Raw genomic sequence first — 26841 nt, forward strand, 5'->3', positions numbered from 1 at the left:
AAGGCCAGCACGTTTATCGCCTTTATCCTGCGCAAATCAGCAGCTTGCCCTGGCGAGAAAGGCAAACGCCGGCGGAAAATCGTCGGCGGAGGGGGATAGTTGTACGCTTGAATTGCGCGAAATAGTGACACCGTCACTTATCAGGTCACGCCGAGATAGGCATTCCTCACCTGCGGATTATTCAACAGCTCCCTGCCCGTTCCGGTTAATTGAATCTGACCATTCACCATAACGTAGGCGCGGTCGGAAAGCTTCAGCGCATGATGCGCATTCTGTTCCACCAGAAACAGCGTCATGCCCTGCTGCGTCAGCTCACGCAGGATCTGGAATATCTGTTTGACCACCAGCGGCGCCAGGCCAAGACTGGGCTCATCCAGCAGTAGCAGTTTTGGCCGGCTCATCAATGCCCTGGCAATCGCCAGCATCTGCTGCTCACCTCCCGATAGCGTCATGGCGCGCTGCGCCCGTCGCTCTTCCAGGCGAGGAAAAAGCTGATACATCCGCGCCTTGTCTTCATTCTGATAGCGGTTGCCCACGGGAATTGTCCCCATCAGCAGGTTTTCTTCCACCGTCATATCGGCAAAAATCCGCCGCCCTTCCGGCGCCTGGGCGATACCGTTACTGGCAATAAAATGGGTGGACCGTCGGCTGATATCCTCGCCGCGATAGCGAATCTCTCCTTCGGCGATGCGCGGCTGACCAAAAATAGACATTAACAGCGTCGATTTCCCGGCACCGTTGGCGCCGATTAGCGCCACCGTCTCTCCTTCCTTCACCGTTAAGGAGACCTGCTTCAACGCCTGAATCTGACCATAGAACACATCAACCTGACGAAATTCCAGCAACGGTTGGCTCATTCGGCAAGCTCCTCTTCATCGGTTCCCAGATAGGCCGCGATCACGCTGATATTCGACTGAATCTCCTTCGGTTCGCCACGGGCGATAACATCGCCATGATCGAGCACGATCACGTGATCGGAAATCGCCATCACCATCCCCATATCATGTTCAATCAATAATACCGTCACGCCGTGATACTGGCGCAGGAAGCGGATAATCTGACTTAGCGCCTGAGTCTCAACGGGATTCAGCCCCGCCGCCGGTTCATCGAGACAGATAATCTCGGGCCCGGTACACATCGCGCGGGCAATCTCCAGCCGCCGCTGCTGCCCGTAGGAGAGCGTTCCCGCCAGCAGATTAGCGCAATCCGCCATCCCGACCACCTCCAGCCAGTAGAAGGCCCGATCCAGCGCCCGGCTTTCGGCATTGCGATATCCGCGGGTATTGAAGATCCCGGCGAGTAAATGACGATTTACCTGCATATGCTGGGCCACCAGCAGATTTTCAATCACCGACATCTCACGAAACAGCCGGATATTCTGGAAGGTCCGCGCCAGCCCCGCCCGGTTAACCAGATGGGCCCCACCGAACATTTTGTAATACAGCCGCGATCCCAGCGCGGCAGGATGGAGAAAATCCGTCGGATTAAGCTTTTGTCCCAGTACCTGAATCACGTCGGTCATCCGCGAGCGGGCATGCAGCCTGATCGTCCCGCCGGTCGCGCGATAAAACCCGGTCAGACAGTTAAATACCGTGGTTTTTCCCGCGCCATTAGGGCCAATCAGCGCGGTAATCGACCCCCTTTTGACCTCAAGATTGACATCATTGAGCGCTTTAATACCGCCAAAATGCATCATCAGATGCTCGACCTGCAAAATATGGTCATTCATGGCGCCACTCCCTTGCGTACCGCCACCCCGGTACGACTGGTACGTACCAGCCCACGCGGCCGCCAGATCATCATCAGCACCATCAAAACACCAAACAGCAGCACCCGATATTCGTCGAACCCGCGGAGCAGTTCCGGGGCCACCGTCAGGACAAATGCGGCCAGCACCACGCCCAGCGTCGAGCCCATACCGCCCAGTACAACGATGGCCAGAATCAGCGCCGACTCAAAAAAGGTAAACGAGGTCGGGTTAACAAACCCCTGATAGGTGGCAAAAAAGACCCCGGCAATCCCCGCCGTAGACGCCCCCAGCATAAACGCCGAGAGTTTCACCAGCACATGATTCAGTCCCATGGCCCGACAGGCTATCTCATCTTCACGCAGCGCCTCCCATGCGCGTCCGACAGGCATCCGCGTCAATCGGTGCTTAATAAACAGCACCAGCAGGACCACCAGGCAAAGCACGGCGTAGATAAAGATAAATTTGAGGTTGGGATTATAGCTGATGTGCAAAAACTCGTGGATGGGCACCCCGCCGTCTTTGGCCCGCCGGCCAAACTCGAGACCGAACAGCGTCGGCGCCGGGACGGAAACCCCATTCGGTCCGCCGGTAAAACTGACCCAGTTGTTCAGCACCAGGCGGATAATTTCACCAAACCCAAGGGTAACAATCGCCAGATAATCGCCATGCATGCGCAGCACCGGAAATCCCAGCAGCGCGCCGGCCAGCGCCGCCATAATGGCGCCTGTCGGCAGCATTGCCCAGAAACCCAGCCCCAGATACTGATAACCCAGCGCCAGCCCGTAGGCACCAATGGCATAAAAGGCCACATAGCCCAGGTCGAGCAGACCCGCCAGCCCGACTACAATATTCAGCCCCAGTCCCAGCAGGACATAAATCAGCCCGAGAATGGCCACCGTCAGCAGATATTTCGTGGCGATAATCGGGAACAGGATGGCGAGGACCACCAGCAGCGGAATCACCCAGCGCAGCCGCGAACGATAGCCCGCGGGTCTCACATATACGCCATCATGCGTTCCTTCAAAGCGGGCGAGGAACTGGCGACCGCTGCGACTTTGCAACAGCAGACTGAGCAGCAGCCGCCCGAGCATCACGATGCCAACCAGTATCAACACCCGCTGCGTTGACAGTTGGTAACTGTACCCTTTAAGCACAATGCCCACGATCGGGCCAAATACGATCAGCGCGCACAATCCGGCCAGGATGCTGTCGATCAGGCAGCGCCTGATATCCAGCCCCGGCTTACGGGACACTTCAGCCATGTTCGCCCCCTTAAACCTTGGCAACCATCGGACGACCCAGCAACCCTTGCGGGCGGAAAATCAGGATCGCCACCAGCAGCGCGAAGGAAAAAACATCTTTGTAATCCGAGTTCACCAGCCCGGCGAACTGCGCTTCGGCCACTCCCAGCAGTAAACCGCCGAGCATCGCGCCAGGTAGCGAGCCAATCCCCCCCAGCACGGCGGCGGTAAAGGCTTTGATACCGATAATAAAACCGATATAGAAATCAAAGGTGCCGTAGTTCATGGTCACCAGCACGCCAGCCAGACCGGCCATCGCCGCGCCAATGACAAAAACCAATGAGATAACCCTGTCGGTATTAATCCCAAGGATGGCGGCCATGCGCCGATCCTGCTGCGTCGCCCGACAGATACGCCCGAGCCGGGTATGCTGGATTATCCACGTCAGGACAATCATGCCCACCAGCGCCGCGACGAGGATAAATATTTTGGTCCAGGTGATTTGCACGATGCCGTCGCCAACCTCGAAACGCAGTACCCCGGAGAGCAGCGTCGGGATCCCCTGTTGATTGGGTCCCTGGCTGATTTGGACATAGTTCTGCAGGATAAGCGACATGCCGATAGCTGAGATCAGCGGTGCCAGGCGGGTGGAGTTGCGCAACGGCCGGTAGGCGATACGTTCGATAGTCCAGCCGTAGACGCCGGTCACCACAATAGTGAAGATCAGCGTGGCAAAGATCAGCAAAGGAAAAGAGTGAATCCCAAACCCGGAGAGCAACGCCAGCCCGATAGCGCACAGATAGGCCGAAATCATATACACCTCGCCGTGAGCGAAGTTAATCATGCCGATGATGCCGTACACCATGGTATAGCCGATGGCGATTAATCCATATACGGCGCCCAGCGTCAGCCCATTGATCAATTGTTGTAAAAAGAACGCTTCCATAGACACCATCCTGCCGGTAAACGGGCAGCAAACAGCCTGGCCTGCCTTTTCGCGAATAGCCCCTTGCTCAGGGGCGGAGAGTTATGGCGGTTAAAGCTGGTGATATTTGCCTTTATCATCCCACTTATAAACCACGTAATCCGATACCTTCAGGTCGCCCTTGCCATCCCAGGCCTTTTTGCCCATGACGGTATCGACGCTGTGGTTTTTCAGCCATTCGCTGGCTTTGGTGTTATCGGTTCCGACGGCATTATAGGCGGCGGCGATCGCCTGGATCGACGCGTAGGCATACAGGGTATAACCTTCCGGTTCGAAACCGCTGGCGCGGAATTTTTCAATCACCGCTTTCCCTTCCGCAATGGTTCGCGGATCCTGACCGAAGGTCATCAGCACGCCGTCAGTGAACTGTGGGCCACCGGCGGCGGTCACCAGCTCCTGCGTCACGATGCAATCGCCGGAGAAGAATTTCGCCTGTACCCCCTGTTCTCTCATCTGCCGAACCAGCGGACCGGCTTCCGGATGACAGCCGCCGAAATAGACGACGTCAGGCTTCAGCGCGCCAATTTTGGTGACCAGCGCATTGAAATCCTTCTCACCACGGGACAGCCCCTCGTACAGCACCTCTTTCGTCCCGCGTTTCGCCAGCGCGGCGCGGGTGGCATCCGCCAGTCCCTGACCATAGGTATCTTTATCGTGGATCACGGCGATTTTTTTCGCCTTCAGCACATCCAGTATATAGTTCGCCGCAATCGCCCCTTGCTGGTCGTCGCGACCGCACATACGGAACATATCTTTCATACCGCGTTCGGTGATTTGCGGGTTCGTCGAGCCCGGGGTGATGGTCAGAATACCGGCCTCGTCATAGACCTCGGAGGCCGGCATGGTGGATGACGAACAGAAATGCCCCACCACGGCAGAGACGCCGGACTCATCGACCAGGCGGTTCGCCACCGCTACCGCCTGTTTGGGTTCGCAGGCATCGTCACCCTGAACCAGCACAATTTTTTCGCCTTTAATTCCTCCCGCCGCATTAATATCCGCCGCCGCCTGCGAGGCCCCTTTCCAGTACTGGGCGCCGTAAGTCGCATTCGGCCCGGTAAACGGTCCGGCAACACCAATCTTCACATCCGCCTGCGCGTAAAATGCCACGCTCATACAACCCGCAATCGCAACATGAAGCATCAACTTTTTCAGTTTCAGAGACATTCGATATTCCTCAGCGATTTATAGCCTGGCGCCCGGTTATGGCGCGGAAAATATCAATTACTGTTTGGTTTGCCGAAGGCTGACAATGTGCCGTCACGGCCAGAGTGGAAGAAGCAAAAATCCCGCCAGGGAGAGATGGCGCGTCATACAGCCGGGTAATGGATGGCAATAACGCGTGATAACACCGTTATCGCCTGCGGCTGACGCGCATTTCAGCACCAGTCAGGAGGTCGGTTGCCATCACGTGGCGAGTCGGGAACTGCGGCGTCCATATCGACCAGCGAGCTAAACATAGTTGCTCTTTTCACTCGTTGCGCACTGCCCTGGTGCAAAAGTGCGAAAATGATCATGAGTGTGAATAATTTTGTTGCGGTATTGTGAACAATATAACAAGACGCATGACAAGCGGCGCGTTAACAGCGGATTCCACGCTACGCACTCATAACTCACTCTTATTATTCCTATCGTGAAAGCGGACCTCCTCTGACAGGAAAAGGGGCGATAACAACCCGCCGCTGTGGCGACGCAAGCAACCGCCGGGGCCCGTCCTGCCCAGGAAACAGCGGGAGAATACACACACTGATTGACTTGGATTCGAATCGTAGGAAAATGCCTCTTCAACGCAACGACCTATAACGATGACGAATATGATTTTCTGCTCTCGTAGCGTCCCTGTTCTCTCTAAAGTGACTCTGTCCGCCGCGGCTGTGGCCGCCGCGCTGCTGTTGGTGAGCTGTTCCGGCAAACCGCCCGGCTCTCTGGTGACTCCGCTCCCCCCGGCGCAGAAGCAGCCCCATGCCCCCAAAACCCATGAGCCGGTACGCGGCGTCTGGCTGACAACGGTGTCTCGTCTTGACTGGCCGCCGGTCGCCTCGGTGACGACTGGCGACCCTGCGCTGCGTATCCGCCAGCAGCAGAAAGCGTTGACCGATAAACTGGATAAGCTGCAAAGCCTCGGTATCAATACCGTCTTCTTTCAGGTCAAACCGGATGGCACCGCGCTATGGCCGTCAAAAATTTTGCCGTGGTCCGATATGCTGACCGGCCACATCGGCCAGGATCCGGGCTACGACCCGCTGCAGTTTATGCTCGATGAAGCCCACAAACGCGGTATGCGGGTCCATGCCTGGTTTAACCCCTATCGCGTCTCCGTGAACACCCGGCCAAAAACCGTCAGCGAACTCAACGGGACGCTGTCGCAAGTCCCCTCCAGCGTCTTCGTGCTGCATCGCGACTGGATTCGTACCGCCGGCGACCGCTTTGTCCTCGACCCGGGGATTCCGCAAGTGCGCGACTGGATAACCAGCATCGTTGCCGAAGTGGTGGAACACTACCCGGTTGACGGCGTGCAGTTTGACGATTACTTCTACACCGAGTCGCCGGGTTCAGCGCTGAACGACTCGCAGACCTACCAGCAGTACGGGCAGGGATATGCTTCCAAAGCGGACTGGCGGCGACACAATACCCAGCAGCTGATAGCCCAGGTATCACGCACCATCAAGCAGCTCAATCCCGATGTGGAGTTTGGCGTCAGTCCGGCGGGTGTCTGGCGTAACCGCTCCCACGATCCGGCGGGCTCTGATACCCGCGGCGCGGCGGCGTATGATGAGTCTTACGCCGATACCCGCAGCTGGGTTCAGCAGGGTCTGCTCGACTACATTGCCCCCCAGCTGTACTGGCCCTTTGCCCGTGACGCGGCCCGCTATGATGTGCTGGCGAAATGGTGGGCCGACGTGGTGAAACCGACCGGTACCCGGCTGTATATCGGCGTGGCGCTGTATAAAATCGGCGAACCGTCGAAGAATGAGCCCGACTGGATGGTCAACGGCGGCGTGCCGGAGCTGAAGAAACAGCTGGATTTGAACGAGTCGATGCCGCAAATCCAGGGGACTATCCTGTTCCGGGAAAACTATCTCAACCAGCCGCAGACCCAGCAGGCGGTGAACTACCTGAAAAGCCGCTGGGGAAGTTACGCCGGGCCTGCACTCAGCCCGCCGGCGACGCCGCCATTGCGTTCTGCAAGCGTGAATGGACCCACAGTAAGCGATCGGTGATCGCCTCATACACCGGTTGTGAAAAGTCAGGCGGTAAAGTCCCCTTTACCGCATCAACCGCGCGGGGAACGTTATCGACAAAATAGCGCAGAATCTCCAGCATCTGCTGCCGGGCAAACCCGACCTCTTTAGCCGTGGCGAGAAAGTGACGCGGATAGAGCGTCTGGATCTCCGTTTTGCGCCCTTTACTGGCCTTCAGACTCATTGACAGCTTGAGATCGCTCAGGTGCAGCCCCTTCCCGCCAAGCAGCGGAAACGCGGAGATAATGTCGTAGAACGGGGTTAAGCGGTAGCCGCCGCCCGGCTGGAGGTAAATCGAGAAGTTTTTCGCGTGGCCATCGGTTGCGCCAATCAGCCACTGAAACACGATAAACTTCATAAAATGGTAGCGATCCTGGAGCGCCTCGCTGGATCCAACCAGGAAAGCCATAATTGCCCGAATGCCCGGCCCGCCGTCGGACTCATACTTAATCGATGACGGAATACCGAAGGCCTGACACAGGTCTTCCTGCGGCAAACGCAGCAGCACCGTCTTCTCCTGCGCCCAGCGGCGATCGAAACGTTCAACCGCCAGCGCCCTGGTGCTGGCGGTCTGAATAATGCTGGCCTGCGGAACGGCAAAACCCAGCGCGCGAGCCAGAGCTAAACACAAATATTCGTTATCGACGCTTTCGCTGAGATCCAGCACCGCATCCGGCTGTTTGATTTCGCCAATGGGCAGCTTAATGATGTGGGTGGTCGGCGTGGTACCCGTCGGGATACACCACTGCTCGCCGATTTTCAGCAGCGCGGTTTTCTCCTGGGCTCCGGCCACCGAGATCCTGAAATCATCATGTTCGTTGACCATCCCGAGCGGTATATCCGACCGGTAGGCCGTCAGCAGTGCGTCCAGGGCGTGGTTATCCAGCGGCTCCCAGCTTAACGCTCCCCGGGGCGCATTTTCTCCTGGCGGGAGTAATGTCACCGCGCCGACGCTGTCCCGACCGATCTCGGCCAGCAGATCAAACGGCTGCTTTGAACGCGCCCGATAGCGCTTAACAATGCGGTCCCGTACCCGCGGACTGTCTGGCAGCAGATTGTCAAAGTAGTTAAACACCGCCTCGTCGGTAATGTTACCGTACTGCAGCGGGAGCGACAGTGAGAGCGGCCTGGCGCGAGGATTGCGCATCCACGCCTCTTCATAGCGGAAAAGATGCGCGCCGTTGGCCTGCTTGATAAGCTCGCCGACTCGCTCATTGTTCATCCATGTCACGAGAGTGGCCATTACCAGTCCAGATCCTGTGGGTTATCACGGTTATCGCCGCTATCCGGCGCATTTTTTTCGCAAATCGCCATCGACAGTTCCAGCGACTGTAAAATTTTAAACACCGTAGTTAACGTCGTTTTCTCGGGATGATTTTCAAAGTTAGAGACGGTGGCCTGTTTAATCCCCATTCGCTGCGCGAGGTCGCTCTGCGTCCACTGGTTTTTCTGGCGTACCAGCTTGAGATAGTTTGCCAGCTGAACCGGGCTGTATATCGTTGGTGGAGGGCTCATCGTGTCTCCTTATCCTCTTCTGCGGATAAAGCACTATTTATACCCTACCGGGGATAATGTCAACCGGAGCGGTTCCGCACCACTCCCCTTAATATCCCCACCAGGGGATAAATATAAAAATATCCCCTGGTGGGGATATTGTGGTGGTATTCAGGATTTTGTCAGGCGCGCAGCGCAAGGGGAAAGCGCGGGCCGGGCGGCGGACTCAGCCGCCGACCAGCTCATCGTAGAAGGTTCGCAAACGGGTACGAAGATAGAGCACGGCTTTATGTTTGCGCGAGAGCAGCGCCTGCTCGCTGGCACCGCACTCTTCAGCCAGCGCCTTATAGCTGTATCCCTGCAGTTCGGTCTTCTCAAAGACCTCGCGCTGGGCTGGAGGCAGTTCGGACAGCGCCTGATTCAACGCCTCCCACAGCAGCGCTTTCAGATACTCCTCTTCCGGCGTCTGCGGTACGCCAAACAGCGTCTCTGCAAGCTCATCCTCCGGCAGAAAGTCATCCGGGTTCACATAGCCCGCTAAGGGCAGCTCGCGTTTTTTGCGCGCCCGGTCGGTCATCTCGTTGCGCGCCGCGCGAAACAGCCATGCCGCCACGTTCTCCACCGGCTGTTCCACGGTCATCAGCTGACAGGTGACTTCCTGCAGGATATCATCCGCATCGTCGCGTACCGGCGTCCGGCCGCGAATAAACGCGCTCAGCCGTGAGCGACAGGCGTTGATTGCCGATAGCAACAGCGACTCCCCGGCGCCCCCTGTTTTCATCTGACTCACTCGTCTGGCGTCGTTTTGACCGCATCGTTCTGCGGCGGGGCTTTTTCCTCCCGGCGTTCGCGCCAGCCGCAGTGCCCACGCGGGTCGCGATGGTGGAAGCGCTGAACAAACTCTTCGCGCTGTTCCGGGCTCATCTTCATCCAGCGTTCGTGCATCCGGCGCCGCATCCCGAACATACCGGGACGCAAGCCCAGACCGCCAAACAGAATACGCGACAGCGCCAGGAGACCTAACGCCTGCCAGAAACCAATGCTCTTGACGCCAAGAATGGCCGGCAGCAGCGCATTCCACAGCGACATCACCAGCAGCCCAAGAATTGCGATCAGTACCACGCCGATAATCAGCGGCTTAGCCATGCGATGATGACCGAAGCGGCGATCGCGCTCATATCCGTGCATTCCAAAACCTCTCATCAGTATGACCTCATTAACGTAGTGAAAAGTAACCTTGTGCTGAGGTAGACGAATGAGCGGCGGAAATATTGCTAAAATTGCTAAAAAAATAAAAAAGATGTTCGGCAGACCTGTCTTGCTCCCGGTTTTTAATATTTTTCGACCAGATACAGCTTCACTTGATTGCGCCCTTCTTTCTTCGCCGCATACAGCGCTTTATCGACGCGATTAAACAGCTGATTGATCTCTTCCCCCTCTTGATGTTCAGCGACGCCAATGCTGACCGTCACCGTACCGGTGTACTCAGGGGTATGGTAACAGCTGACCGCGTGGCGAATCGCTTCCGCCATCGCCAGCGCCGGCGCGATTGACGCTCCGGGGAGAAATAATAAAAACTCCTCTCCGCCCCAGCGATAGATTTTGTCCTCAATTCTGGCGGTGGACTCAAGAATTCGGGAAATCGCCTGCAGCACCTCATCGCCTTTTTGATGTCCGTAGTTATCATTAATCGCTTTAAAATTATCGACATCAACCAGCAGCAGACAAAAACCTTCAGCGTGAGATAACGAGGAATCCACAATGCGATAAAACTCACGTCGATTGAGTAATCCGGTTAAAGGATCGTGAGTGGCCGCAAATTCAAGTTCTGCCTTCAGATGCACCTCTTCCGTAACGTCATGAATAATACACAGCATCAACCGGGTATGATTCAGCACCACCGGCCCGGCATAAGTCTGAACATAGCGGATAGAGCCATCGGACAGAATATGGGTAAAGTTAAGCGGCTTGTGGCCACCGGGCAAGCTTGCCACGCCGTGCATAACGGGAAGCACGTCCTTTCCCAGGATATTGATTTGCCAGGTATGGCGGGTGCGCATCTCATCGGCGGTGTAGTTATAAAACCGCAGCGCGGCGATATTGGCATCAACAATTCGGCCGTCCTGTTCAGGGTCGATAAGCAGCATCGGGGCGGAACTGGTCATAAAAAATCGCGCGAAGAAACTATTACTGCGCCGTTTGTAATGATGTGCGGGGTGTGCCTTAACCGCGTCATTTTGCTGCAGGATTTTGACGGCTTCGAAAAGAATTAAAGTGTCATATTCTGCTGATTTAATCAGGGTGGTTTTACAATAAACCGGACGCGGACCCTCCGTCGTTTGAATGGTCCATACTTCGAATACTTCAGCAATGTTTTTGAAGTAGTACAGATAATTCTGCAGGCTGCGCTCTGGACAGGTGGAGAGCGGGCCTTTGCGCATGTCATCCAGCGACATCTCTCCGCTAAGAGTTCTGGAGGCCTGATTACAATAGACGACGGCTTCTTTGAAAGGATGAACCACCCAGACAGGCGTAGTGAGTAAATCAAAAATCATTAACTCTTTTAATAACATGCAGCCCTCCAGCAAGCAGGCATCACGTCCCTGAACGACGCGCTTATCGTCAATATAGTCCAACGGCGTAAGCTAATGAAATGATGTCGAAAGTTCAGAACCGAGATGCAGACGCCGGAAGTATAGTTCCTTTTTGCTTACGTGAAGGATATCGGGAAAGCAAAACGGCGCTGTCGATGACAGAAGCCGGGCCCGGCATGGTGTCCGCCGTTGCTGAGTGATTTGCCGATAGGCTTAATTTCGCACAAACAGCCAGCTAAAAACGCACCCAAAGCCAGCCGCCGCTGAGCATTTAAGTACCATTAAACGTGACAATGTCACATAACCGGCGCAAAATCACCCGCGGCCGGGATTGTAATCAAAAAGTGAATGCCGTATAACATGGCGCAACCGAGGGGTGTCCCGTGAGGGCTGAGATGGCGTAAGCCGAACCCTTTGAACCTGATCTGGGTCATGCCAGCGAAGGGACGGGTCGGCAATTTTGCCAGTTTACCGCCATTGCCTGTTCATACTTCCGCACACCCGGATCTCCCCGCTATCAGGAGGTCCTGTGATTCTGCCGATCTTTACCCAGGGTATTTATGGTCGTCTGCGCCAGCAGGCGGGATGTGACTGGGAACAATACGTCGCCCATCCCTTTCTCCGCCAGCTTGCCGAGGGAACCCTGCCCGAACGCGCTTTCCGACGCTATCTGACGCAGGACTACCTGTTCCTGATCCACTTTGCCCGGTGCTATGCCCTGTTGGTCAGCAAACTGCGCACGCTCCCGGAGATGCGCGCCGCGGCCGCCTCAATGAACGCGATCCTTGGCGAACTGCCGCTGCACGTCGGCTATTGCGCGAGCTGGGGGCTGGATGAAGCCACAATGGCCGCCGAAAGCGAAGCGCCGGAAACGGTGAACTACACCCGCTACGTGCTGGATATCGGTCATGCCGGCGATGCGCTCGATCTGCTGGCGGCGCTGATGCCCTGCGTGGCTGGCTATGCGGAAATCGGCCTTGGTTTGCTCCACGACCCGGCCACCCGACTCACCGACAACCCCTATGCTTCCTGGATCCGCAACTACGGCGATGCGGGCTATCTCGACGGCGTCACCGCGGCCATCGGCCTGCTGGAAAGCGTCTGGCAGCAGCGCGGCGGCGAGTCGCGCCTCGCAGAGCTGAGCGTCATCTTCACCACCGCCACCCGTCTGGAAGCCAACTTCTGGCAGATGGGGCTGAATGCCGCGGCGGTTGCCCGGTGATGGCTCCGACCATTGCCGTGCGGGAATTAAGCCTGCGCTTCGGCTCGCGGGTCATTTTTGACAAACTGTCGTTCGATATTCCCGCTGGACAGTGGGTTTCGCTGCTGGGTGCCAGCGGCGCCGGCAAAACCAGTCTGCTGCGAATTATCGCCGGACTGGCCGCCCCCACCCACGGTCAGGTTCAGGCCAGCGACGGGCGGCCGCTGGGCCCTCGTCTGGCCTGGATGGGGCAAAAAGATCTGCTCTATCCGTGGCTGAGCGTGCGCGACAACGTTGCGCTTGGCGCCCGCCTGCGCGGGGAGCGCGTCGATCGCCAGCGGGTCGCAACCTTATTAGAGCAGGTGGGGCTCAGCCACTGCGCCAACGATCGTCCGGCCTCGCTCTCCGGCGGCATGCGTCAGCGGGCGGCGCTGGCGCGCACGCTGTATGAAGATCGGCCGATCGTGTTAATGGATGAGCCTTTTTCGGCGCTGGACACCCTTACCCGCACGCGTATCCAGACGCTGGCGGCGGAACTGCTGACTCAGCGTACCGTGGTGTTGATTACCCACGACCCGATGGAAGCCTGCCGGCTCAGCCATCGCCTGCTGGTGCTCGCACCACCGCCCGGCGGCATCGATGATTCCCATCACCTGGCGGGGATACCGCCGCGGGCGCCTGACGATCCGGCGCTGTTGCTGGGCCAGGCAGAGCTGCTGCAACAGTTGATGAGGGCCAACGGATGAGAGGGAAACTCTGTCGCGGCGGCGTGGTGTTCTGCGGCCTGCTGGTGTTCTGGTGGCTGCTCAGTCGCAGCGGCATCCCGGCGTTCCTGCTGCCGTCGCCATCGGCGGTGGCTGCCGCCCTGTGGAACAACCGCAGCTGGCTGGGCTGGCACGCGCTGGTTACCTTGAGCGAGATCCTCAGTGGTCTGGCACTCGGGGTGCTGCTCGGGGTGGTATTGGCCCTGTGCATGATGATATCACCGCGCCTACAGCGCTGGCTGATGCCGCTGGTGCTGACCAGTCAGGCGATTCCGGTGTTCGCCCTCGCCCCGCTGCTGGTGCTGTGGTTTGGCTTCGGGATGAGCGCCAAAGTGATGATGGCGGTTCTGGTGATTTTCTTCCCCGTGACGTCGGCATTTTTTGACGGCCTGCGGCGGGTTAATCACGACTACCTCGATCTGGCTCGAACAATGGGCGCCTCCTCAGGGGCGCAGCTCCGCCATGTCCGCCTGATGGCCGCCCTGCCGGCGCTGGGCTCCGGTCTGCGCATGGCCGCGGCCGTCGCGCCAATCGGCGCGATCATCGGCGAATGGGTCGGGTCCGCCGAAGGACTGGGCTATGTGATGCTCAATGCCAATGCGCGCATGCAAACCGATGTCTGCTTTGCGGCGCTGTTTATTTTAGTGCTGCTGACCATTGTGCTATGGCTGGCAGTGGATGCTCTGTTACACCGGCTGATCAACTGGACGCCGGAATAAGGAATAATCATGCGTAAACCCGTTTTCACCGCCGTCGCATTAACCGCGTTTATCAGCGGACAGGCGATGGCCAACGAAAAGCTGACCCTGGTGCTGGACTGGTACATTAACCCGGACCACGCGCCGATACTGGTGGCGGAACAGATTGGAGCCTTTAAAGCGCAAGGGCTGGACGTTAAGATAGTACCGCCGTCTGACCCGGCCCTGCCGCCGCGTCTGGTGGCCGCCGGTCAGGCGGATCTGGCTATCACCTATCAGCCGCAGGTGCACTTTTTTGCTGATGAGGGGCTGCCGCTGGTGCGGGTCGGTACATTGATTAACTCGCCGTTGAACACGGTGATCGCCCTGGATAAACGCATCAAAACCCCCGCCGATCTAAAAGGGAAAAAAGTCGGCTACTCGGTCAGCGGTATCGAGCAGGCTACGCTGGCGACGATGGCGCAACATGCCCATATCGATCCGCAAAGCATCAAGCTGATTAACGTCAATTTCCAGCTGACCAGCGCCCTGCTGGCCGGCCAGGTTGATGCGGTGATTGGCGGCTATCGTAATATTGAAGCGCTGGAACTTAAACTGCAGGGTAAAGACCCGCAGGTGATGAACGTCGAAGATTTCGGCGTGCCGGCCTACGATGAGCTGGTGATTGTCGCGCGGCGCGATGAAATTCATGCGGCCAAAATCAAAAAATTCCTCGCCGCGCTGCAGGAAGGTGTCGCCTATCTGCGTGCCCATCCGCAGGAAACCTGGCAGGCGTTTGCCGCCGCCCATCCGGAGCTGAATACCGATCTGAACAAGCAGGCCTGGCAGCAGACGGCCCCCCTGTTTGCCACCAGGCCTGCGGCGCTGGATAAGGCCCGCTACGAGGCTTATGAACAGTTTTTATATAACAACAAGTTGGTTAAAAAAATCACACCTTTAACACAATATGCGGTCGAACTGGATTGAGTAACTTTACTGCTGACGGAAGAATTTCCGTCAGCTCATTTAGCGAAGCGGTAATAAACCCCGGCGCTTTCCCTCACTAAGAATTACACTTTTAATGGTTTTATAACACTTCGTATAAACCATTAAAATCAATGCATTAGCATTGATTTTCGCGGTGTAAAAATAACGTAAAAATACCTCAATAAATAAAACATTGAATGACGATTTAAAAAGCCATATATTGTGCGCGCTTTATGAATGGCGATTCATTTTCTTAAACCAATTATTCAACCAGAGTTCAACCGTAACGCTGGTTGTGGGAGTGATATGATGACGGATAAAGTCCGTATTGATACTTTAAGTGCAAATTTATTGGACGCTAACAACGAAACCTTTTTGGCCCGTCAGGCTGAATTCGAATCGAACGTCAGGAGTTACCCGCGCAAGCTGCCGCTGGCTATCACAAAAGCGGAAGGCGTGTGGTTAACCGATGCGGATAACAAACAGTATCTGGATTGCCTTGCCGGTGCTGGTACCCTCGCTCTTGGCCATAACCACCCTGATGTGCTGCAAAGCATCCAAAGTGTCATTACCAGCGGCTTGCCGTTACATACGCTCGATCTGACTACCCCGTTAAAAGATCGCTTCTCCGAATACCTGCTCTCCCTGTTACCGGGTGAAGGTAAAGAATACTGCCTGCAGTTCACCGGCCCGTCCGGCGCTGACGCCGTGGAAGCGGCCCTGAAACTGGCGAAAAAATACACCGGCCGTTCTTCGGTCATCAGCTTCTCCGGCGGCTACCACGGGATGACCCACGGCGCGCTGTCGGTGACCGGCAACCTGTCGCCGAAAGAAGCGGTCAACGGCATGATGCCGGAAGTACAGTTTATGCCGTATCCGCATCAGTACCGCTGCCCGCTGGGTATCGGCGGTGAAGCGGGCGTGAAAGCGCTGACTTACTACTTCGAAAACCTGATCAACGACGTGGAAAGCGGTGTGCGTAAACCGGCGGCGGTGATTCTCGAAGCCGTTCAGGGCGAAGGCGGCGTGAACCCGGCTCCGGTCGAGTGGCTGCAGCGCATCCGCAAAGTGACTCAGGAACACGGCATTCTGCTGATCATCGACGAAGTTCAGGCTGGCTTTGCCCGTACCGGTAAACTGTTTGCCTTCGAACACGCCGGTATTGAGCCGGACATCATCGTGATGTCGAAAGCTGTAGGCGGCGGTCTGCCGCTGGCCGTACTGGGTATCAAAAAGCAGTTTGACGCCTGGGAACCGGGTCACCATACCGGTACCTTCCGCGGTAACCAGCTGGCAATGGCCACCGGGTTGACCACTCTGCGTCATCTGAAAGATAACGGCATTGCTGACAAAGTGGCCGCCCAGGGCGAGTGGCTGAAAGGCAAACTGGCCGACATGCAGAAACGCTTCCCGGTCATGGGTCACATTCGCGGTCTGGGTCTGATGATCGGTATCGAAATAGTCAACCCGAACGGCGAGCAGGATCATATGGGCTGCTACCCGGCTGACGGCGCGCTGTCCGCCCTGCTGCAGAAGAAATGTTTCGAAGCGGGTCTGATCCTCGAACGCGGCGGTCGTGGCGGCTGCGTCCTGCGCCTGCTGCCGTCGCTGCTGATCAGCAACGCCGAGCTGGAAATTTTCCTCGACAAATTTGAACAGGCCATGCTGGCCGCCGGTGTGCAACCGGTCTGAGTGGAGCGAGTGACCGCAATGTCCAAATTGAATCCGATTCTTGCTGGTTCGCCGCAAAGTATTGAGGCTTATCAGCAGGCGATCGCCCAGACTAGCCAGGCCGTCGCGCAATGGCTGCAGCAGCCTGAGATGTATCAGGGTAAGAGCGTCAGCGAACTGCGCGAGCGCATTACTCTTGAGTTCACCGAGCAGGGTCTGGGTAACCAGGCGGCGATTGAACGGGCTATCGAGTACTTCCTGAAAGACAGCCTGTCGGTGCATCACCCGCAGTGCGTGGCGCATCTGCATTGTCCGAGCCTGGTGGTAAGCCAGGCGGCGGAAGTGCTGATTAACGCCACCAACCAGAGCATGGACTCCTGGGACCAAAGCCCGTCGGCGACCATCATTGAGATGAAGCTGATCGAATGGCTGCGCGCGCAGGTCGGCTACCCGGCCGGCGACGCTGGCGTCTTCACCAGCGGCGGTACCCAAAGCAACCTGATGGGGCTGATGCTGGCGCGCGATGCCTTCTTCGCTCGTCGGGGACACTCCATCCAGCAGGACGGTCTGCCGGGTGACGTGCGTCAGTATAAAGTGCTGTGCTCGGAAAACGCCCACTTCTCGGTGCAGAAGAACATGGCGCTGATGGGCCTCGGCTACCGCGCCGTAACGCCGGTGAAAAGCGACGAATTCGCGCGGATGGACGTGGCCGACCTGAAAGCGAAAATTGCCGATGCGCAGGCGAACGGCGAGCAGATTATGGCGATCGTCGCCACCGCTGGTACCACCGACGCGGGGGCTATCGACCCGCTGCGTGCTATCGCTGGCGTGGCGGCGGAACATCAGATCTGGCTGCACGTGGATGCGGCATGGGGCGGCGCACTGCTGCTCTCTGAGCACTACCGCGACTATCTGGACGGCATTGAGTGCGTGGACTCCATTACCCTGGACTTCCACAAGCAGTTCTTCCAGACCATCAGCTGCGGCGCGTTCCTGTTAAAAGACGCGCGCCACTACGAGCTGATGCGCTATCAGGCGGCCTATCTGAACTCCGAGTTCGATGAAGAACACGGCGTGCCGAATCTGGTTTCCAAATCGCTGCAGACCACCCGTCGCTTCGATGCGCTGAAGCTGTGGATGGGTCTGGAAGCGCTGGGGCAGAAGCAGTACGCAGAGATCATCGATCACGGCGTCACCATGGCGAAAAACGTGGCGGAGTATGTTAAATCTCAGCCAACGCTGGAGATGGTCATGCAGCCGCAGCTGGCGAGCGTGCTGTTCCGCTCTCGTCCGGCGCAGATGGCCGGCAGCGATGATGCCGCTATCGCCCTGCTCAACCAACGTGTCGGGGATGCGCTGCTCGACTCCGGGCGAGCCAACGTCGGCGTGACCGAGCACAACGGCATGACCTGCCTGAAGCTGACGCTGCTGAACCCGATCGTGACGCTTGAGGACGTGAAGGTGCTGCTGAATCTGGTGGAACGCACCGCGCAGGAACTGCTGGCGAAGTAACATCAAGCGGGGCGGCAATAACAGGCCGCCCCGCTCAATAATCCCCGCCGGGAAAGTTGCCTGATAACAGCCGATAACTCACCTTATCGGCTTTTTTACGTCGGTTTGCCGCCTGAAATAAGTGACACTGTCACCTAAACATAGACGCGCGGTCAGCGGCGTATTACGGATGCGAGATATCCGGCTCCAGATAGTTGGCCACGAAGCGGGTTAATATTCCTGCGGCAACCGGACATGGCTCCACCTTATCCAGCAGTTGCTGCGGGTCGATCCCCTCTGTCCGCAGCACGTCGTCGCGATAGCGGATTAATGAACGCGCAATCTCAGGGGTAAATTCCGGATGGAACTGCGTTGACAACGCATGGCGGGCATAGCGCACTATCTGGTGGGGATCGTGCTCAGAAGCGCCCAGCACCGTCGCCTCCGGCGGCAGCCTGACGACCGTTTGCAGATGGCTGAGGTGCGCAGGGAAATGTGCCGGACGGTCGCTTAACAGCGGGTCCGTTCGTCCGGCGGCGGAAAGCGTAATCGCCTTGCATCCCGTTTCGCGCCCTGCCGGATGATACGCCACCTCGCCGCCCAGCGCGTCGGCCATCAGCTGATGACCATAGCAGATGCCAAATAATGGCATCTCCACCGCCATCGCTGAACGGATCCATGCCGCGGTTTTCTCGCTCCACGCCAGCCGATCGGTGACCATCGCCCATGAGCCGGTCAACACCGCCACGGTCTGACTATCCGGAGCCGGCAGCGCTTCCCCCGCATAGACACGCACGGTAGCTATCTGCCGCTGCCAGGGCGCAAGCAGCCGACCAAACCACAGTGGAAGATCGCCTTGTTCAGCCTCAATTTCCGCCGGCGGCGCGCCGGTCTGCACAATAAGAAGTTTGTTTCTCAACGCCATACCCCATTACCCTTCGATGCTTTCCTCAGTTCTTTCACTATGGAGAAAAGCGGCTGTTTCGACAAATAACCAATCTCTATGAATGACCGCCGTGCGGGAATAAGCGCGGCGCCGGCAAGGTGAAGCCATGCCCGCGCCGGGCGATACTCTCCGCCACGACTCGCCGCTACTGCGCGTCGGCGCTGTCTATCTGCGGAACGCCGGTTTCAGCCCCTTGCGCCACATCCGGGGCGTTGGCTGGATCAAAGATGTGGTCAAGAATAGCACGCGCCGTCGGCCCGGCGACAACGCCATCGCCGCCGCCGTTTTCCAGAATCAGCGCCATCGCCACCTTTGGATGCTGATACGGGGCAAACAAGGTATAGAAAATATGGTCGCGTAATCTGACCGGGATCATCTTCGCATTGTAGGTCTGATTCTCTTTCAGGCTGAAGACCTGTGAGGTACCGGATTTTGCGGCAATCTGATACGGCGCGGTATGGAACAGTTTATAACCGGTGCCGTTTGGCAAATTAGCCATACCATACATCCCGTTGCGCACGATGCCCCAGTACGGCGATTTCGGGTCGCCCACCTGCGGCGTATTATCCGGCGGCTGATAGCGTTCAACTTTATTGCCGCGCTTCATGGAATAGAGCAGATGAGGATTTTTTACCTTGCCGTTGTTGATAAGCGTCGTCAGGGCCTTGACCATCTGGACCGGTGTGGCGATCCAGTAGCCCTGGCCGATGCCGACCGAAATCGTATCCCCCTGATACCACGGTTTTTTGTGCACCTTCTGCTTCCACTCGCGGCTCGGCAACACTCCGGCATACTCTTCATTCAAATCAATCCCCGTCAACTGCCCGTAGCCAAACTTGCTCAGCCAGCTGTGAATGCGGTCAATGCCCATTTCAAAGGCCACCTGATAGAAGAAGGTATCCGCCGACTCCTCAATCGCCTTGGTCACATTCAACATCCCGTGACCGGTTTTCAGCCAGTCGCGGTAGCGGCGCTGGGTACCGGGCAGCGTCCAGGTCGGCGCGCCGAAAAAGGTGGTGGTAGGCGTAATCACGCCAGCGGAAAGCGCCGACAGCGCCATATAGGGTTTTACCGTCGATGCCGGCGGATAGAGCCCCTGGGTCACGCGGTTAATCAGCGGGCGGTCCGGATTATCAAGCAGAGAACGGTAGGCCTTATAGCCAATTCCCTTCACGAAGGGATTCGGGTCATAGCTGGGACTGGAAACCATCGCCAGCACGCCACCGTCGCGCGGATCAACCACCACCACCGCCGCCCGCTGGCCCTTCAGTACCCCTTCAATATACTGCTGTAAATGCAGATCCAGCGTCAGGTAGATATTCTTCCCGGCGACCGGCGGCACCTCTTTGAGCAGACGCACCACGCGCCCGTGGTTATCGACTTCCACCTCCTGATAACCGGTCATGCCGTGGAGCTCTTTTTCGTAATAGCCTTCGATACCCTGCTTGCCGATATTATGGTCCGCGGCATAGTTCTCCGACTCGCCGTTTTTAGCCAGTCGTTGCAGATCGCTATCGTTGATTTTCGACACATAGCCGACCACGTGCGCCAGCTGGGCGCCATAGGGGTAGTCACGCTGCTGGTAGTTCTCCACGGTGACGCCAGGAAAACGAAACTCGTTCACCGCAAACCGCGCCACTTCAACATCGCTCAGGGCCGACTTCAGCGTCACCTGCTTGTAACGACTGTTGTGATGCATATCGTCGCGGAAGCTGGCGATATCATCGGGGGTCAAATCGACGATCGGCGTCAACGCGTTCAGCAACGCGGTCATATCGGTAATTTTGCTCGGGATCACCTGCAGGCGGTACAGGGTGATGTTCTGTACCAGCGGGATACCGTTGCGATCGAAAATAAGCCCACGACTTGGCGCGATAGGCAGCATTTTAATGTCATTCTGATTCGATCGGGTCTGATAGAAATCGTGCTGCTCAACCTGTAAACGATAGAGGTTAAAAACCAGCACGCCAAAGCAGACCACCACCAGTAGAAACGCGATCGCGGCACGACGAATAAACAGCATCTCTTCCGCTGAGTGATCGCGAATTTCATCTCTCAATAGGGTCATTAGCGGCAATTCACTTGAGTTTGAATAAAAAGAAAAAATAAAAAGCGGAGCAGAATAGCGTTATCGACGCGCCAGCCCTACAGAAAGGTTGCTAATGATTTAGCAGAAATGTTTCAGCATGTTAGGTGCCCGGAAGACAATAGCAGAAACCCGGAGATGAAAAAGGATGTGACCTTGTCACAAAACGGCCTCTGTCCCGGGATTAGACAGAGGCCCAGGGGTTAGCCGTGGGTCAGCCAGGCCCGCCAGCCTCCGTAGCCGGTAATGTCGGTGGCCCCCTGCAGACCGTATCCTTCGCAGATAAAACCACTCAGCCAGCGCCCATCGGACAGTTCGACCTTGCCAAGTCCCAACGGGGCGGGAATGGCCGCCAGCAGCGAACCCAGCTCAGACGAGGGCAAATCCCAGACCTCCACGGCGATGGCCGCGCCGTCGTTTTCGTCACGCACCATCCCCGGACGGCGCCCGTCGGCCAGCGCATACAGCCGATAATGCGGGGCGCTGTGCATGGCCGCCAGCAAATGCCCGCCCCGCTCCCGCAGCTGACCGTTCAGTGCCAGGCCGTCAAGATGGGCACCGCAGACTACCAGCGCCATGCGATCGTGGCTGCCGGTGGCGGCAGGCAAAGATGCGGTCAGCAGGCTCCCGCCGACCAGCGGTAGTGGCTGTACGCGCTGGAAAGCATCGGCCACACCGAGAAGGTACTGGTCGGTGAAAACCCGGCCAAACAAGGTGACGCCGGAGGGCAATCCGTTTGCCAGAAAACCGACCGGCACATTCACCGCCGCATAATCCAGCAGGTTCATAAAGTTGGTGTAGTAGCCCAGATCGGCATTGCGCTGCACCGGCTCTGCCGCCAGTTCAGCCAGCGTCACCGGGCGCGGGTAGGTTGGCGTCAGCACACAGTCCAGGGTCTCCAGCAACGCATCACACTGCGCCTTGTACTCTTGCAACTGGTACATTGCCCGGAATGTGGCCACGGCATCGGTATCCGGCGCTTTCGCCAGCACGTCGCGAATCACCGGCAGCACCGCGTCAGGCTGCTGCGCAATCAACGGCCCCACCACCGCATAACGTTCTGCGACCCACGGGCCGTCATACAGCAAGCGCGCGGCGGCGAGAAACGGCGTCATATCGAGAGTGACCGGTACTCCGCCAAGAGCGATCAGCCGTGCTTTCGCCTGCATAAACAGCGACTCGCTCTGCACACAGCCGAGGAAATTCAGGGTCTGCGGCACGCCGAAGCGAAACCCAGGCGCCGGGGCGCCAAACGCCTGACGGCTGTTCCACTGCGGGTTACGGCGACTGTAGGCATCTCGCGGATCGGGCCGTGCGGTCAGGGCCAGCAGTTGGCTGGCCTCGTCGGCCGTGGCGGTAAAGAATGTCGTACAGTCAAGGGTCCGACAGGCCGGCACCACTCCGGCGGTCGAGATAAGCCCCTTACTGGCCTTCAGTCCCGTCAGGTTATTGAGCGAAGCCGGAACCCGCCCGCTGCCCGCGGTGTCAGTGCCGAGGGCGAAGCTGGCAACCCCGAGCGCCACCGCCAGTGCGGAACCCGCACTGGAGCCGCCGGAAGGATAGTCCGCATGATATGCGTTACGACAGCGGCCATAGGGCGAACGCGTTCCGTTCAGGCCGGTGGCGAACTGATCGAGATTGGTTTTGCCGACCGGGATGGCGCCAAGGGCGATCAACTGGGCCACGATAGTGGCATCCTCAGTCGCGGTGCGGGCGAAAGCCGGACAGGCAGCGGTGGTGGTAATTCCCGCAAGATCGATATTATCTTTGATGGCAAACGGCACGCCGTACAGTGGTAGCGACTCCGGTGTAACCGTATCCAGCGCCGCCAGCCAGGGCTCCTGCTCTTCCGCCGTCAGGATATGAATAAACAGCTGATATTCCGGATTCAACACCTGCGCCTTCTGGCGGAGTTCGGCCAGCAGCGTGCGCGGGGTCAATTCGTCGCGTCGGTAAGCCTCTGCGAGGGTCGCAAGGCGTAAATCAAAGGTTGGCTGACTCATACGTTCTCCTCCATGATCACCGCCACACGTTGCCCGGCGCGTACCGACGCCCCAGGCTGAAAATTCATCTGTTGCACCACGCCGTCGCACGGTGCCAGTAGCGGGATCTCCATTTTCATTGACTCCAGCACCACCAGAACGTCGCCAGCGCGAACATGACTCCCCACGGCGGCCTGCACCTGCCACAGGTTGCCGGAGATCGGACTCTCCACGCCCTGCTGCCCGCGCTGCAGAGGTGCTTCGTCATCCACTTCAGCCGCCACCTCCTGGCTATCGAAATGCGCCTGGCCGCTGGCTATCCAGCGCTCGCGTTCCTCATTGAAGGCCCGCTGCTGATGTTGGCGAAATGCGTCAATGCTTACGGCTTCCCGCTGCAGAAACTGTTGATACTCCGCCAGCCGCAGGGTGCTGTGCTCAATGCGCAGCGGATAGCGGCCAAGCGGAAAATCGCGGCGGATCTGCAGCAGTTCCTCGGCAGAAACCGGGTAAAAACGCAGCTGGTCGAAAACGCGCAGCAACCAGGGTTTACCGGCGAAGTCGGCAACCTCATGATAGCGATTCCACATCTGCAGCGTACGACCAACAAACTGGTAGCCCCCAGGTCCTTCCATACCGTAGACGCACAGATAGGCCCCGCCGATCCCCACCGAGTTTTCCGCCGTCCAGGTCCGTGCCGGATTGTATTTAGTGGTCACCAGACGATGACGCGGATCGAGCGGCGTCGCCACCGGCGCGCCGAGATAAACATCGCCCAGCCCCATCACCAGATAGCTGGCGTCAAACACCGTCTGCCATACCGCCTGTTCGTCCGGTAAGTCGTTAATCCGGCGGATAAATTCGAGGTTGCTCGGGCACCATGGCGCGTCACGCCGCACGGTGGTCATATATTTATCGATAGCGGTGCGACAGGCAGGGTCGTCCCACGACAGCGGCAGATGCACCACCCGGGTCGGTACCTGCAGATCGTCGCTGACGCACACCGCCGCCCACTCTGCGCTCACCCAGCTTAACAGCGCGTCAGGCGTCAGGGTTTCCGGCTGGAAATGAATTTGCAGAGAGCGAATACCCGGCGTCAGGTCAATCACCCCCGGTCGGGCCTGGCTCTCCAGCGCCTGCATCAGGGCATGAATACGAAAGCGCAGCACCAGATCGAGCTCCGCCTCGCCCGCTTCCAGTAGCAGATGGGTATCACCGGAAAGACGGGCCACCAGACGCTTATCCGCCTCTCCGCAGCTCATCACCACTGGGGAAGTTAGCCGCGCGGGTTGCCACGCCACGGGCATTGCCTCCAGCGTCGCCAGCTCCTCCCGGTAGCCTGCAGCCAGTCGACGGGCCGTGGACAGATCCACGGCGACAAACCGCACCTTGTCGCCGGCTTTCAGTTGCCCCAGTTGCCAGAGATCGGCCTCAATCACCGTCACCGGGCAGACGAAACCGCCGAGACTCGGGCCATCCGGGCCTAGAATAACCGGCATATCGCCAGTAAAATCGACCGCGCCGACGGCGTAAGGGTTATCGTGAATGTTTGACGGATGCAGCCCTGCGTCGCCACCGCTGTCGCGAGCCCACAGCGGTTTAGGGCCGATCAGCCGCACGCCGGTACGGCTGGAGTTAAAATGCACCTCCCAGTCGGTGGCAAAAAAGGTGTCGATGTAGTCTGCGGCAAAAAATTCCGGCGCACCGTGCGGACCGTAAATCACCCGCAGGGTACGCACCGTTGCCAGCGGTGGCACCAGCGCAACAGGTAGCGCGGCGCCGGTTTCCCCCTCGCCATCGGGCGCCAGATGCAGAACATCTCCGCTGCGCAGCGCCCGTCCGCCATGGCCGCCAAACTGCCCAAGAGTAAAGGTGCTTTTGCTGCCCAGATATTCCGGCACCTGGATACCGCCGCGCAGACAGAGGTAGCTCCTGACTCCCGCCCCTTCGATGGCACCGATTTTCAGCGTCGCCCCGGCTGGGATACGGAATACGCGGTTCATCTCTTGCGCTCTACCGTCAACGGTGAGCGAAACGCAGGCACCGCTCACCACCGCCCGGGCTGCGCAATGAAACTTTAGCGTGGGTCCGCTGAGGGTGATTTCCAGCGCCGCCGCGCCCGGAAGGTTACCCAGCAGCCGGTTGCCGAGACGCAGCGCGCGATCGTCCATCGGTCCCGACGGCGGTACGCCCACAGCCCAGTAGCCCAGTCGTCCAGGATAATCCTGGACACTGGTCTGCGTCCCGGCACTGAGCACCTCGACGGTCGCGGTCCGATAGCTCAACTGTTCCAGGCAACGGGTCCAGGGCTCGCCCAGCGTAAAGGGATCAAAGGTCAGAATCTGCTGGAGATAGATGCGGTTGGTTTCCACACCATACAGGCGGGTGTTCGCCAGCGCCCGGTCCAGTTCGGCGATAGCCTCATCGCGGGTTGGCCGCCAGGCGATCATTTTGGCCAGCAGTGGATCAAAAAATGGCGGTACATCGCAGCCGGCCTCCACCCAACGATCGACACGGAGCGTCTCGCCATCCGCAGGCGGAAAAACCACCTCAGTCAGCAGCCCCGGAGATGGCTGAAACTGTCGACCCGGATCCTCGGCATAAATACGCGCCTGGATGGCGTGCCCCTGTGGTTTCAGGTCGGCCAGCAGCGTGGTGAGCGGCGGTAAATCACCGGCCGCCAACGCCACCATCCAATGAACCAGATCGACGCCCCACACCTGCTCGGTAACACCGTGTTCCACCTGGAGCCGGGTATTCACCTCGAGAAAATAGAAGCGCCGCGCGGCGCTGTCATAGACAAATTCGACTGTCCCGGCGCTGCGGTAGCTGACCGCTTTGCCCAGCGCGACTGCCGCCGCACACAGGGCTTCCGCCATTCCGACGGGTAAATTGGGCGCCGGCGTCTCTTCAATCACTTTCTGATTGCGGCGCTGTATCGAGCAGTCGCGAACTCCAAGCGCAATGACGTCGCCCTGCCCGTCGCCAAATATCTGCACTTCCAGATGGCGCGCGCGCTCAATGTATTTCTCAACAAACACGCCCGCGTCGCTAAAGTTGTTCCGCCCCAGTCGCTGGACGACGTCAAAAGCATCCGCCAGCTCGTGGGCGTCGCGACAGATGCGCATCCCGATGCCGCCGCCCCCGGCGGTGCTTTTTAACATCACCGGGTAGCCGATGGTATCCGCCGCCCGGCACGCTTCGATACTGTCGGCCAGCAGACCGGTCCCCTCCAGCAACGGCACGCCCTGCGCTTTTGCCAGCGCCCGGGCGGTGTGTTTCAGGCCAAACGTGCGCAGTTGCTCCGGCGTCGGGCCAACAAACACCAGCCCGGCGGCTTCGCAGGCCTCGGCGAAGACAGCATTTTCCGATAAAAAACCGTAACCGGGATGGATGGCCTCAGCCCCGCTTTTTAAGGCGGCGGCGATGATTTTTTCTGTCATCAGGTAGGTTTGCGCCGCCGGACCGTCACCGAGACCGATCGCTTCATCGGCTTCACGAATATGCAGGCTGCTGAGGTCCGCATCGGAATAGACCGCCACGCCTTTCACCTGCATCGCGCGCAGGGTACGCAGAATCCGACAGGCGATGGCGCCGCGGTTAGCAATCAGTAAGGTTTTGAACATACAAGGGACTCACGTCGTGGCGGGTCGTCCCGCAAAAAAATTCGACGTCCCCGGGGCCGTCCCCGAGGCGCGCAAGTATTCAGGGCTTGCGCGATGGTGTGCTTAAC

21 protein-coding genes and 1 riboswitch are annotated in these 26841 nt (G+C 58.3%); of the genes, 7 read left to right on the forward strand and 14 right to left on the reverse strand.

Annotated elements, in window-relative coordinates; all coding sequences use genetic code 11:
• Positions 1–140: 140 nt before the first annotated feature.
• The 5 genes from CWM52_RS11415 to CWM52_RS11435 form a co-directional block, all read right to left on the reverse strand.
• Positions 141–857 carry an ABC transporter ATP-binding protein gene (locus tag CWM52_RS11415; protein WP_100684212.1) on the reverse strand — a complete coding sequence of 239 codons (717 nt, stop codon included), beginning with the start codon at positions 855–857 and terminating at the stop codon, positions 141–143.
• The gene (locus tag CWM52_RS11420) at positions 854–1729 is read right to left on the reverse strand and encodes an ABC transporter ATP-binding protein (RefSeq protein ID WP_100684213.1); all 876 of its coding nucleotides are present in this window, start codon (positions 1727–1729) and stop codon (positions 854–856) included. The genes CWM52_RS11415 and CWM52_RS11420 overlap by 4 nt, the downstream gene beginning before the upstream one ends.
• Positions 1726–3012 (reverse strand): high-affinity branched-chain amino acid ABC transporter permease LivM, encoded by a 1287-nt coding sequence (gene livM, locus CWM52_RS11425; RefSeq protein ID WP_100684214.1) that lies wholly within the window; start codon positions 3010–3012, stop codon positions 1726–1728. The genes CWM52_RS11420 and livM overlap by 4 nt, the downstream gene beginning before the upstream one ends.
• A 10-nt stretch (positions 3013–3022) precedes the next feature.
• Positions 3023–3937, reverse strand: coding sequence for an ABC transporter permease subunit (locus CWM52_RS11430; protein ID WP_100684215.1), 915 nt, complete (start codon positions 3935–3937; stop codon positions 3023–3025).
• Between the two features lie 90 nt (positions 3938–4027).
• The gene (locus tag CWM52_RS11435; protein ID WP_206057711.1) at positions 4028–5086 is read right to left on the reverse strand and encodes a branched-chain amino acid ABC transporter substrate-binding protein; all 1059 of its coding nucleotides are present in this window, start codon (positions 5084–5086) and stop codon (positions 4028–4030) included.
• Between the two features lie 704 nt (positions 5087–5790).
• On the opposite strand from CWM52_RS11435, the gene CWM52_RS11440 reads away from it, so the two are divergent.
• Positions 5791–7197, forward strand: coding sequence for a glycoside hydrolase family 10 protein (locus tag CWM52_RS11440; RefSeq protein ID WP_100684217.1), 1407 nt, complete (start codon positions 5791–5793; stop codon positions 7195–7197).
• Here CWM52_RS11440 and CWM52_RS11445 read toward each other — a convergent pair.
• The 5 genes from CWM52_RS11445 to CWM52_RS11465 form a co-directional block, all read right to left on the reverse strand.
• Positions 7130–8461 carry a type II toxin-antitoxin system HipA family toxin gene (locus CWM52_RS11445; protein WP_100684218.1) on the reverse strand — a complete coding sequence of 444 codons (1332 nt, stop codon included), beginning with the start codon at positions 8459–8461 and terminating at the stop codon, positions 7130–7132. The genes CWM52_RS11440 and CWM52_RS11445 overlap by 68 nt on opposite strands.
• Positions 8461–8733 (reverse strand): type II toxin-antitoxin system antitoxin HipB, encoded by a 273-nt coding sequence (gene hipB, locus CWM52_RS11450; protein WP_100684219.1) that lies wholly within the window; start codon positions 8731–8733, stop codon positions 8461–8463. Before hipB ends, CWM52_RS11445 begins: the two co-directional genes overlap by 1 nt.
• Positions 8734–8938: 205 nt before the next feature.
• Positions 8939–9493: an RNA polymerase sigma factor gene (locus CWM52_RS11455; RefSeq protein WP_100684220.1), complete on the reverse strand. Its 555-nt coding sequence runs from the start codon at positions 9491–9493 to the stop codon at positions 8939–8941.
• 5 nt (positions 9494–9498) lie between these two features.
• Positions 9499–9915: a hypothetical protein gene (locus CWM52_RS11460; protein ID WP_100684221.1), complete on the reverse strand. Its 417-nt coding sequence runs from the start codon at positions 9913–9915 to the stop codon at positions 9499–9501.
• Positions 9916–10043: 128 nt separating this feature from the next.
• The gene (locus CWM52_RS11465; RefSeq protein WP_100684222.1) at positions 10044–11285 is read right to left on the reverse strand and encodes a sensor domain-containing diguanylate cyclase; all 1242 of its coding nucleotides are present in this window, start codon (positions 11283–11285) and stop codon (positions 10044–10046) included.
• 383 nt (positions 11286–11668) lie between these two features.
• Positions 11669–11770: riboswitch (TPP riboswitch) on the forward strand.
• 65 nt (positions 11771–11835) lie between these two features.
• Here CWM52_RS11465 and CWM52_RS11470 point away from each other — a divergent pair.
• The 6 genes from CWM52_RS11470 to CWM52_RS11495 all read left to right on the forward strand — a co-directional run bounded on the left by CWM52_RS11470 (position 11836) and on the right by CWM52_RS11495 (position 18118).
• On the forward strand, positions 11836–12528 hold the full coding sequence (locus tag CWM52_RS11470) for a TenA family protein (protein ID WP_100684223.1): 693 nt from the start codon (positions 11836–11838) through the stop codon (positions 12526–12528).
• Positions 12525–13253, forward strand: a complete 729-nt coding sequence (locus CWM52_RS11475) for an ABC transporter ATP-binding protein (RefSeq protein WP_165457169.1) — start codon at positions 12525–12527, stop codon at positions 13251–13253. Before CWM52_RS11470 ends, CWM52_RS11475 begins: the two co-directional genes overlap by 4 nt.
• Positions 13250–13990, forward strand: a complete 741-nt coding sequence (locus CWM52_RS11480) for an ABC transporter permease (RefSeq protein ID WP_100684225.1) — start codon at positions 13250–13252, stop codon at positions 13988–13990. Before CWM52_RS11475 ends, CWM52_RS11480 begins: the two co-directional genes overlap by 4 nt.
• Positions 13991–13999: 9 nt before the next feature.
• Entirely contained in the window at positions 14000–14935 is a 936-nt protein-coding gene (locus CWM52_RS11485) for an ABC transporter substrate-binding protein (protein WP_100684226.1), read from the forward strand.
• Between the two features lie 306 nt (positions 14936–15241).
• Positions 15242–16627 carry a diaminobutyrate--2-oxoglutarate transaminase gene (locus CWM52_RS11490; RefSeq protein WP_100684227.1) on the forward strand — a complete coding sequence of 462 codons (1386 nt, stop codon included), beginning with the start codon at positions 15242–15244 and terminating at the stop codon, positions 16625–16627.
• 9 nt (positions 16628–16636) lie between these two features.
• Complete coding sequence (locus CWM52_RS11495) at positions 16637–18118, forward strand: pyridoxal phosphate-dependent decarboxylase family protein (RefSeq protein WP_165785381.1); 1482 nt, start codon at positions 16637–16639, stop codon at positions 18116–18118.
• 163 nt (positions 18119–18281) lie between these two features.
• On the opposite strand, the gene CWM52_RS11500 is transcribed toward CWM52_RS11495, so the two are convergent.
• From CWM52_RS11500 to uca, 4 genes are all read right to left on the reverse strand, one after another.
• Positions 18282–19022, reverse strand: coding sequence for a glutamine amidotransferase (locus CWM52_RS11500; RefSeq protein ID WP_100684229.1), 741 nt, complete (start codon positions 19020–19022; stop codon positions 18282–18284).
• 166 nt (positions 19023–19188) lie between these two features.
• A complete protein-coding gene (gene mrdA / locus CWM52_RS11505; RefSeq protein ID WP_165785382.1) occupies positions 19189–21111 on the reverse strand; it encodes a penicillin-binding protein 2 in 1923 nt (640 codons plus the stop codon).
• Positions 21112–21332: 221 nt separating this feature from the next.
• Positions 21333–23132, reverse strand: coding sequence for an allophanate hydrolase (atzF, locus tag CWM52_RS11510; RefSeq protein ID WP_100684231.1), 1800 nt, complete (start codon positions 23130–23132; stop codon positions 21333–21335).
• Positions 23129–26734: an urea carboxylase gene (uca, locus tag CWM52_RS11515; RefSeq protein ID WP_100684232.1), complete on the reverse strand. Its 3606-nt coding sequence runs from the start codon at positions 26732–26734 to the stop codon at positions 23129–23131. Before uca ends, atzF begins: the two co-directional genes overlap by 4 nt.
• Positions 26735–26841: the final 107 nt, after the last annotated feature.

The organism is Raoultella sp. T31 (assembly GCF_002806725.1).
Classification (GTDB): Bacteria; Pseudomonadota; Gammaproteobacteria; order Enterobacterales; family Enterobacteriaceae; genus Klebsiella; species Klebsiella electrica.

Coding starts and splice junctions, on each gene's coding strand:
- CWM52_RS11485 (WP_100684226.1), top strand. CDS start 14,000: ATGCGTAAACCCGTTTTCACCGCCGTCGCATTAACCGCGTTTATCAGC.
- CWM52_RS11420 (WP_100684213.1), bottom strand. CDS start 1,729: ATGAATGACCATATTTTGCAGGTCGAGCATCTGATGATGCATTTTGGC.
- livM (WP_100684214.1), bottom strand. CDS start 3,012: ATGGCTGAAGTGTCCCGTAAGCCGGGGCTGGATATCAGGCGCTGCCTG.
- atzF (WP_100684231.1), bottom strand. CDS start 23,132: ATGAGTCAGCCAACCTTTGATTTACGCCTTGCGACCCTCGCAGAGGCT.
- hipB (WP_100684219.1), bottom strand. CDS start 8,733: ATGAGCCCTCCACCAACGATATACAGCCCGGTTCAGCTGGCAAACTAT.
- CWM52_RS11465 (WP_100684222.1), bottom strand. CDS start 11,285: ATGTTATTAAAAGAGTTAATGATTTTTGATTTACTCACTACGCCTGTC.
- CWM52_RS11415 (WP_100684212.1), bottom strand. CDS start 857: ATGAGCCAACCGTTGCTGGAATTTCGTCAGGTTGATGTGTTCTATGGT.
- CWM52_RS11480 (WP_100684225.1), top strand. CDS start 13,250: ATGAGAGGGAAACTCTGTCGCGGCGGCGTGGTGTTCTGCGGCCTGCTG.
- CWM52_RS11430 (WP_100684215.1), bottom strand. CDS start 3,937: ATGGAAGCGTTCTTTTTACAACAATTGATCAATGGGCTGACGCTGGGC.
- uca (WP_100684232.1), bottom strand. CDS start 26,734: ATGTTCAAAACCTTACTGATTGCTAACCGCGGCGCCATCGCCTGTCGG.
- CWM52_RS11490 (WP_100684227.1), top strand. CDS start 15,242: ATGATGACGGATAAAGTCCGTATTGATACTTTAAGTGCAAATTTATTG.
- CWM52_RS11500 (WP_100684229.1), bottom strand. CDS start 19,022: ATGGCGTTGAGAAACAAACTTCTTATTGTGCAGACCGGCGCGCCGCCG.
- CWM52_RS11440 (WP_100684217.1), top strand. CDS start 5,791: ATGATTTTCTGCTCTCGTAGCGTCCCTGTTCTCTCTAAAGTGACTCTG.
- CWM52_RS11445 (WP_100684218.1), bottom strand. CDS start 8,461: ATGGCCACTCTCGTGACATGGATGAACAATGAGCGAGTCGGCGAGCTT.
- CWM52_RS11455 (WP_100684220.1), bottom strand. CDS start 9,493: ATGAAAACAGGGGGCGCCGGGGAGTCGCTGTTGCTATCGGCAATCAAC.
- CWM52_RS11460 (WP_100684221.1), bottom strand. CDS start 9,915: ATGAGAGGTTTTGGAATGCACGGATATGAGCGCGATCGCCGCTTCGGT.
- mrdA (WP_165785382.1), bottom strand. CDS start 21,111: ATGACCCTATTGAGAGATGAAATTCGCGATCACTCAGCGGAAGAGATG.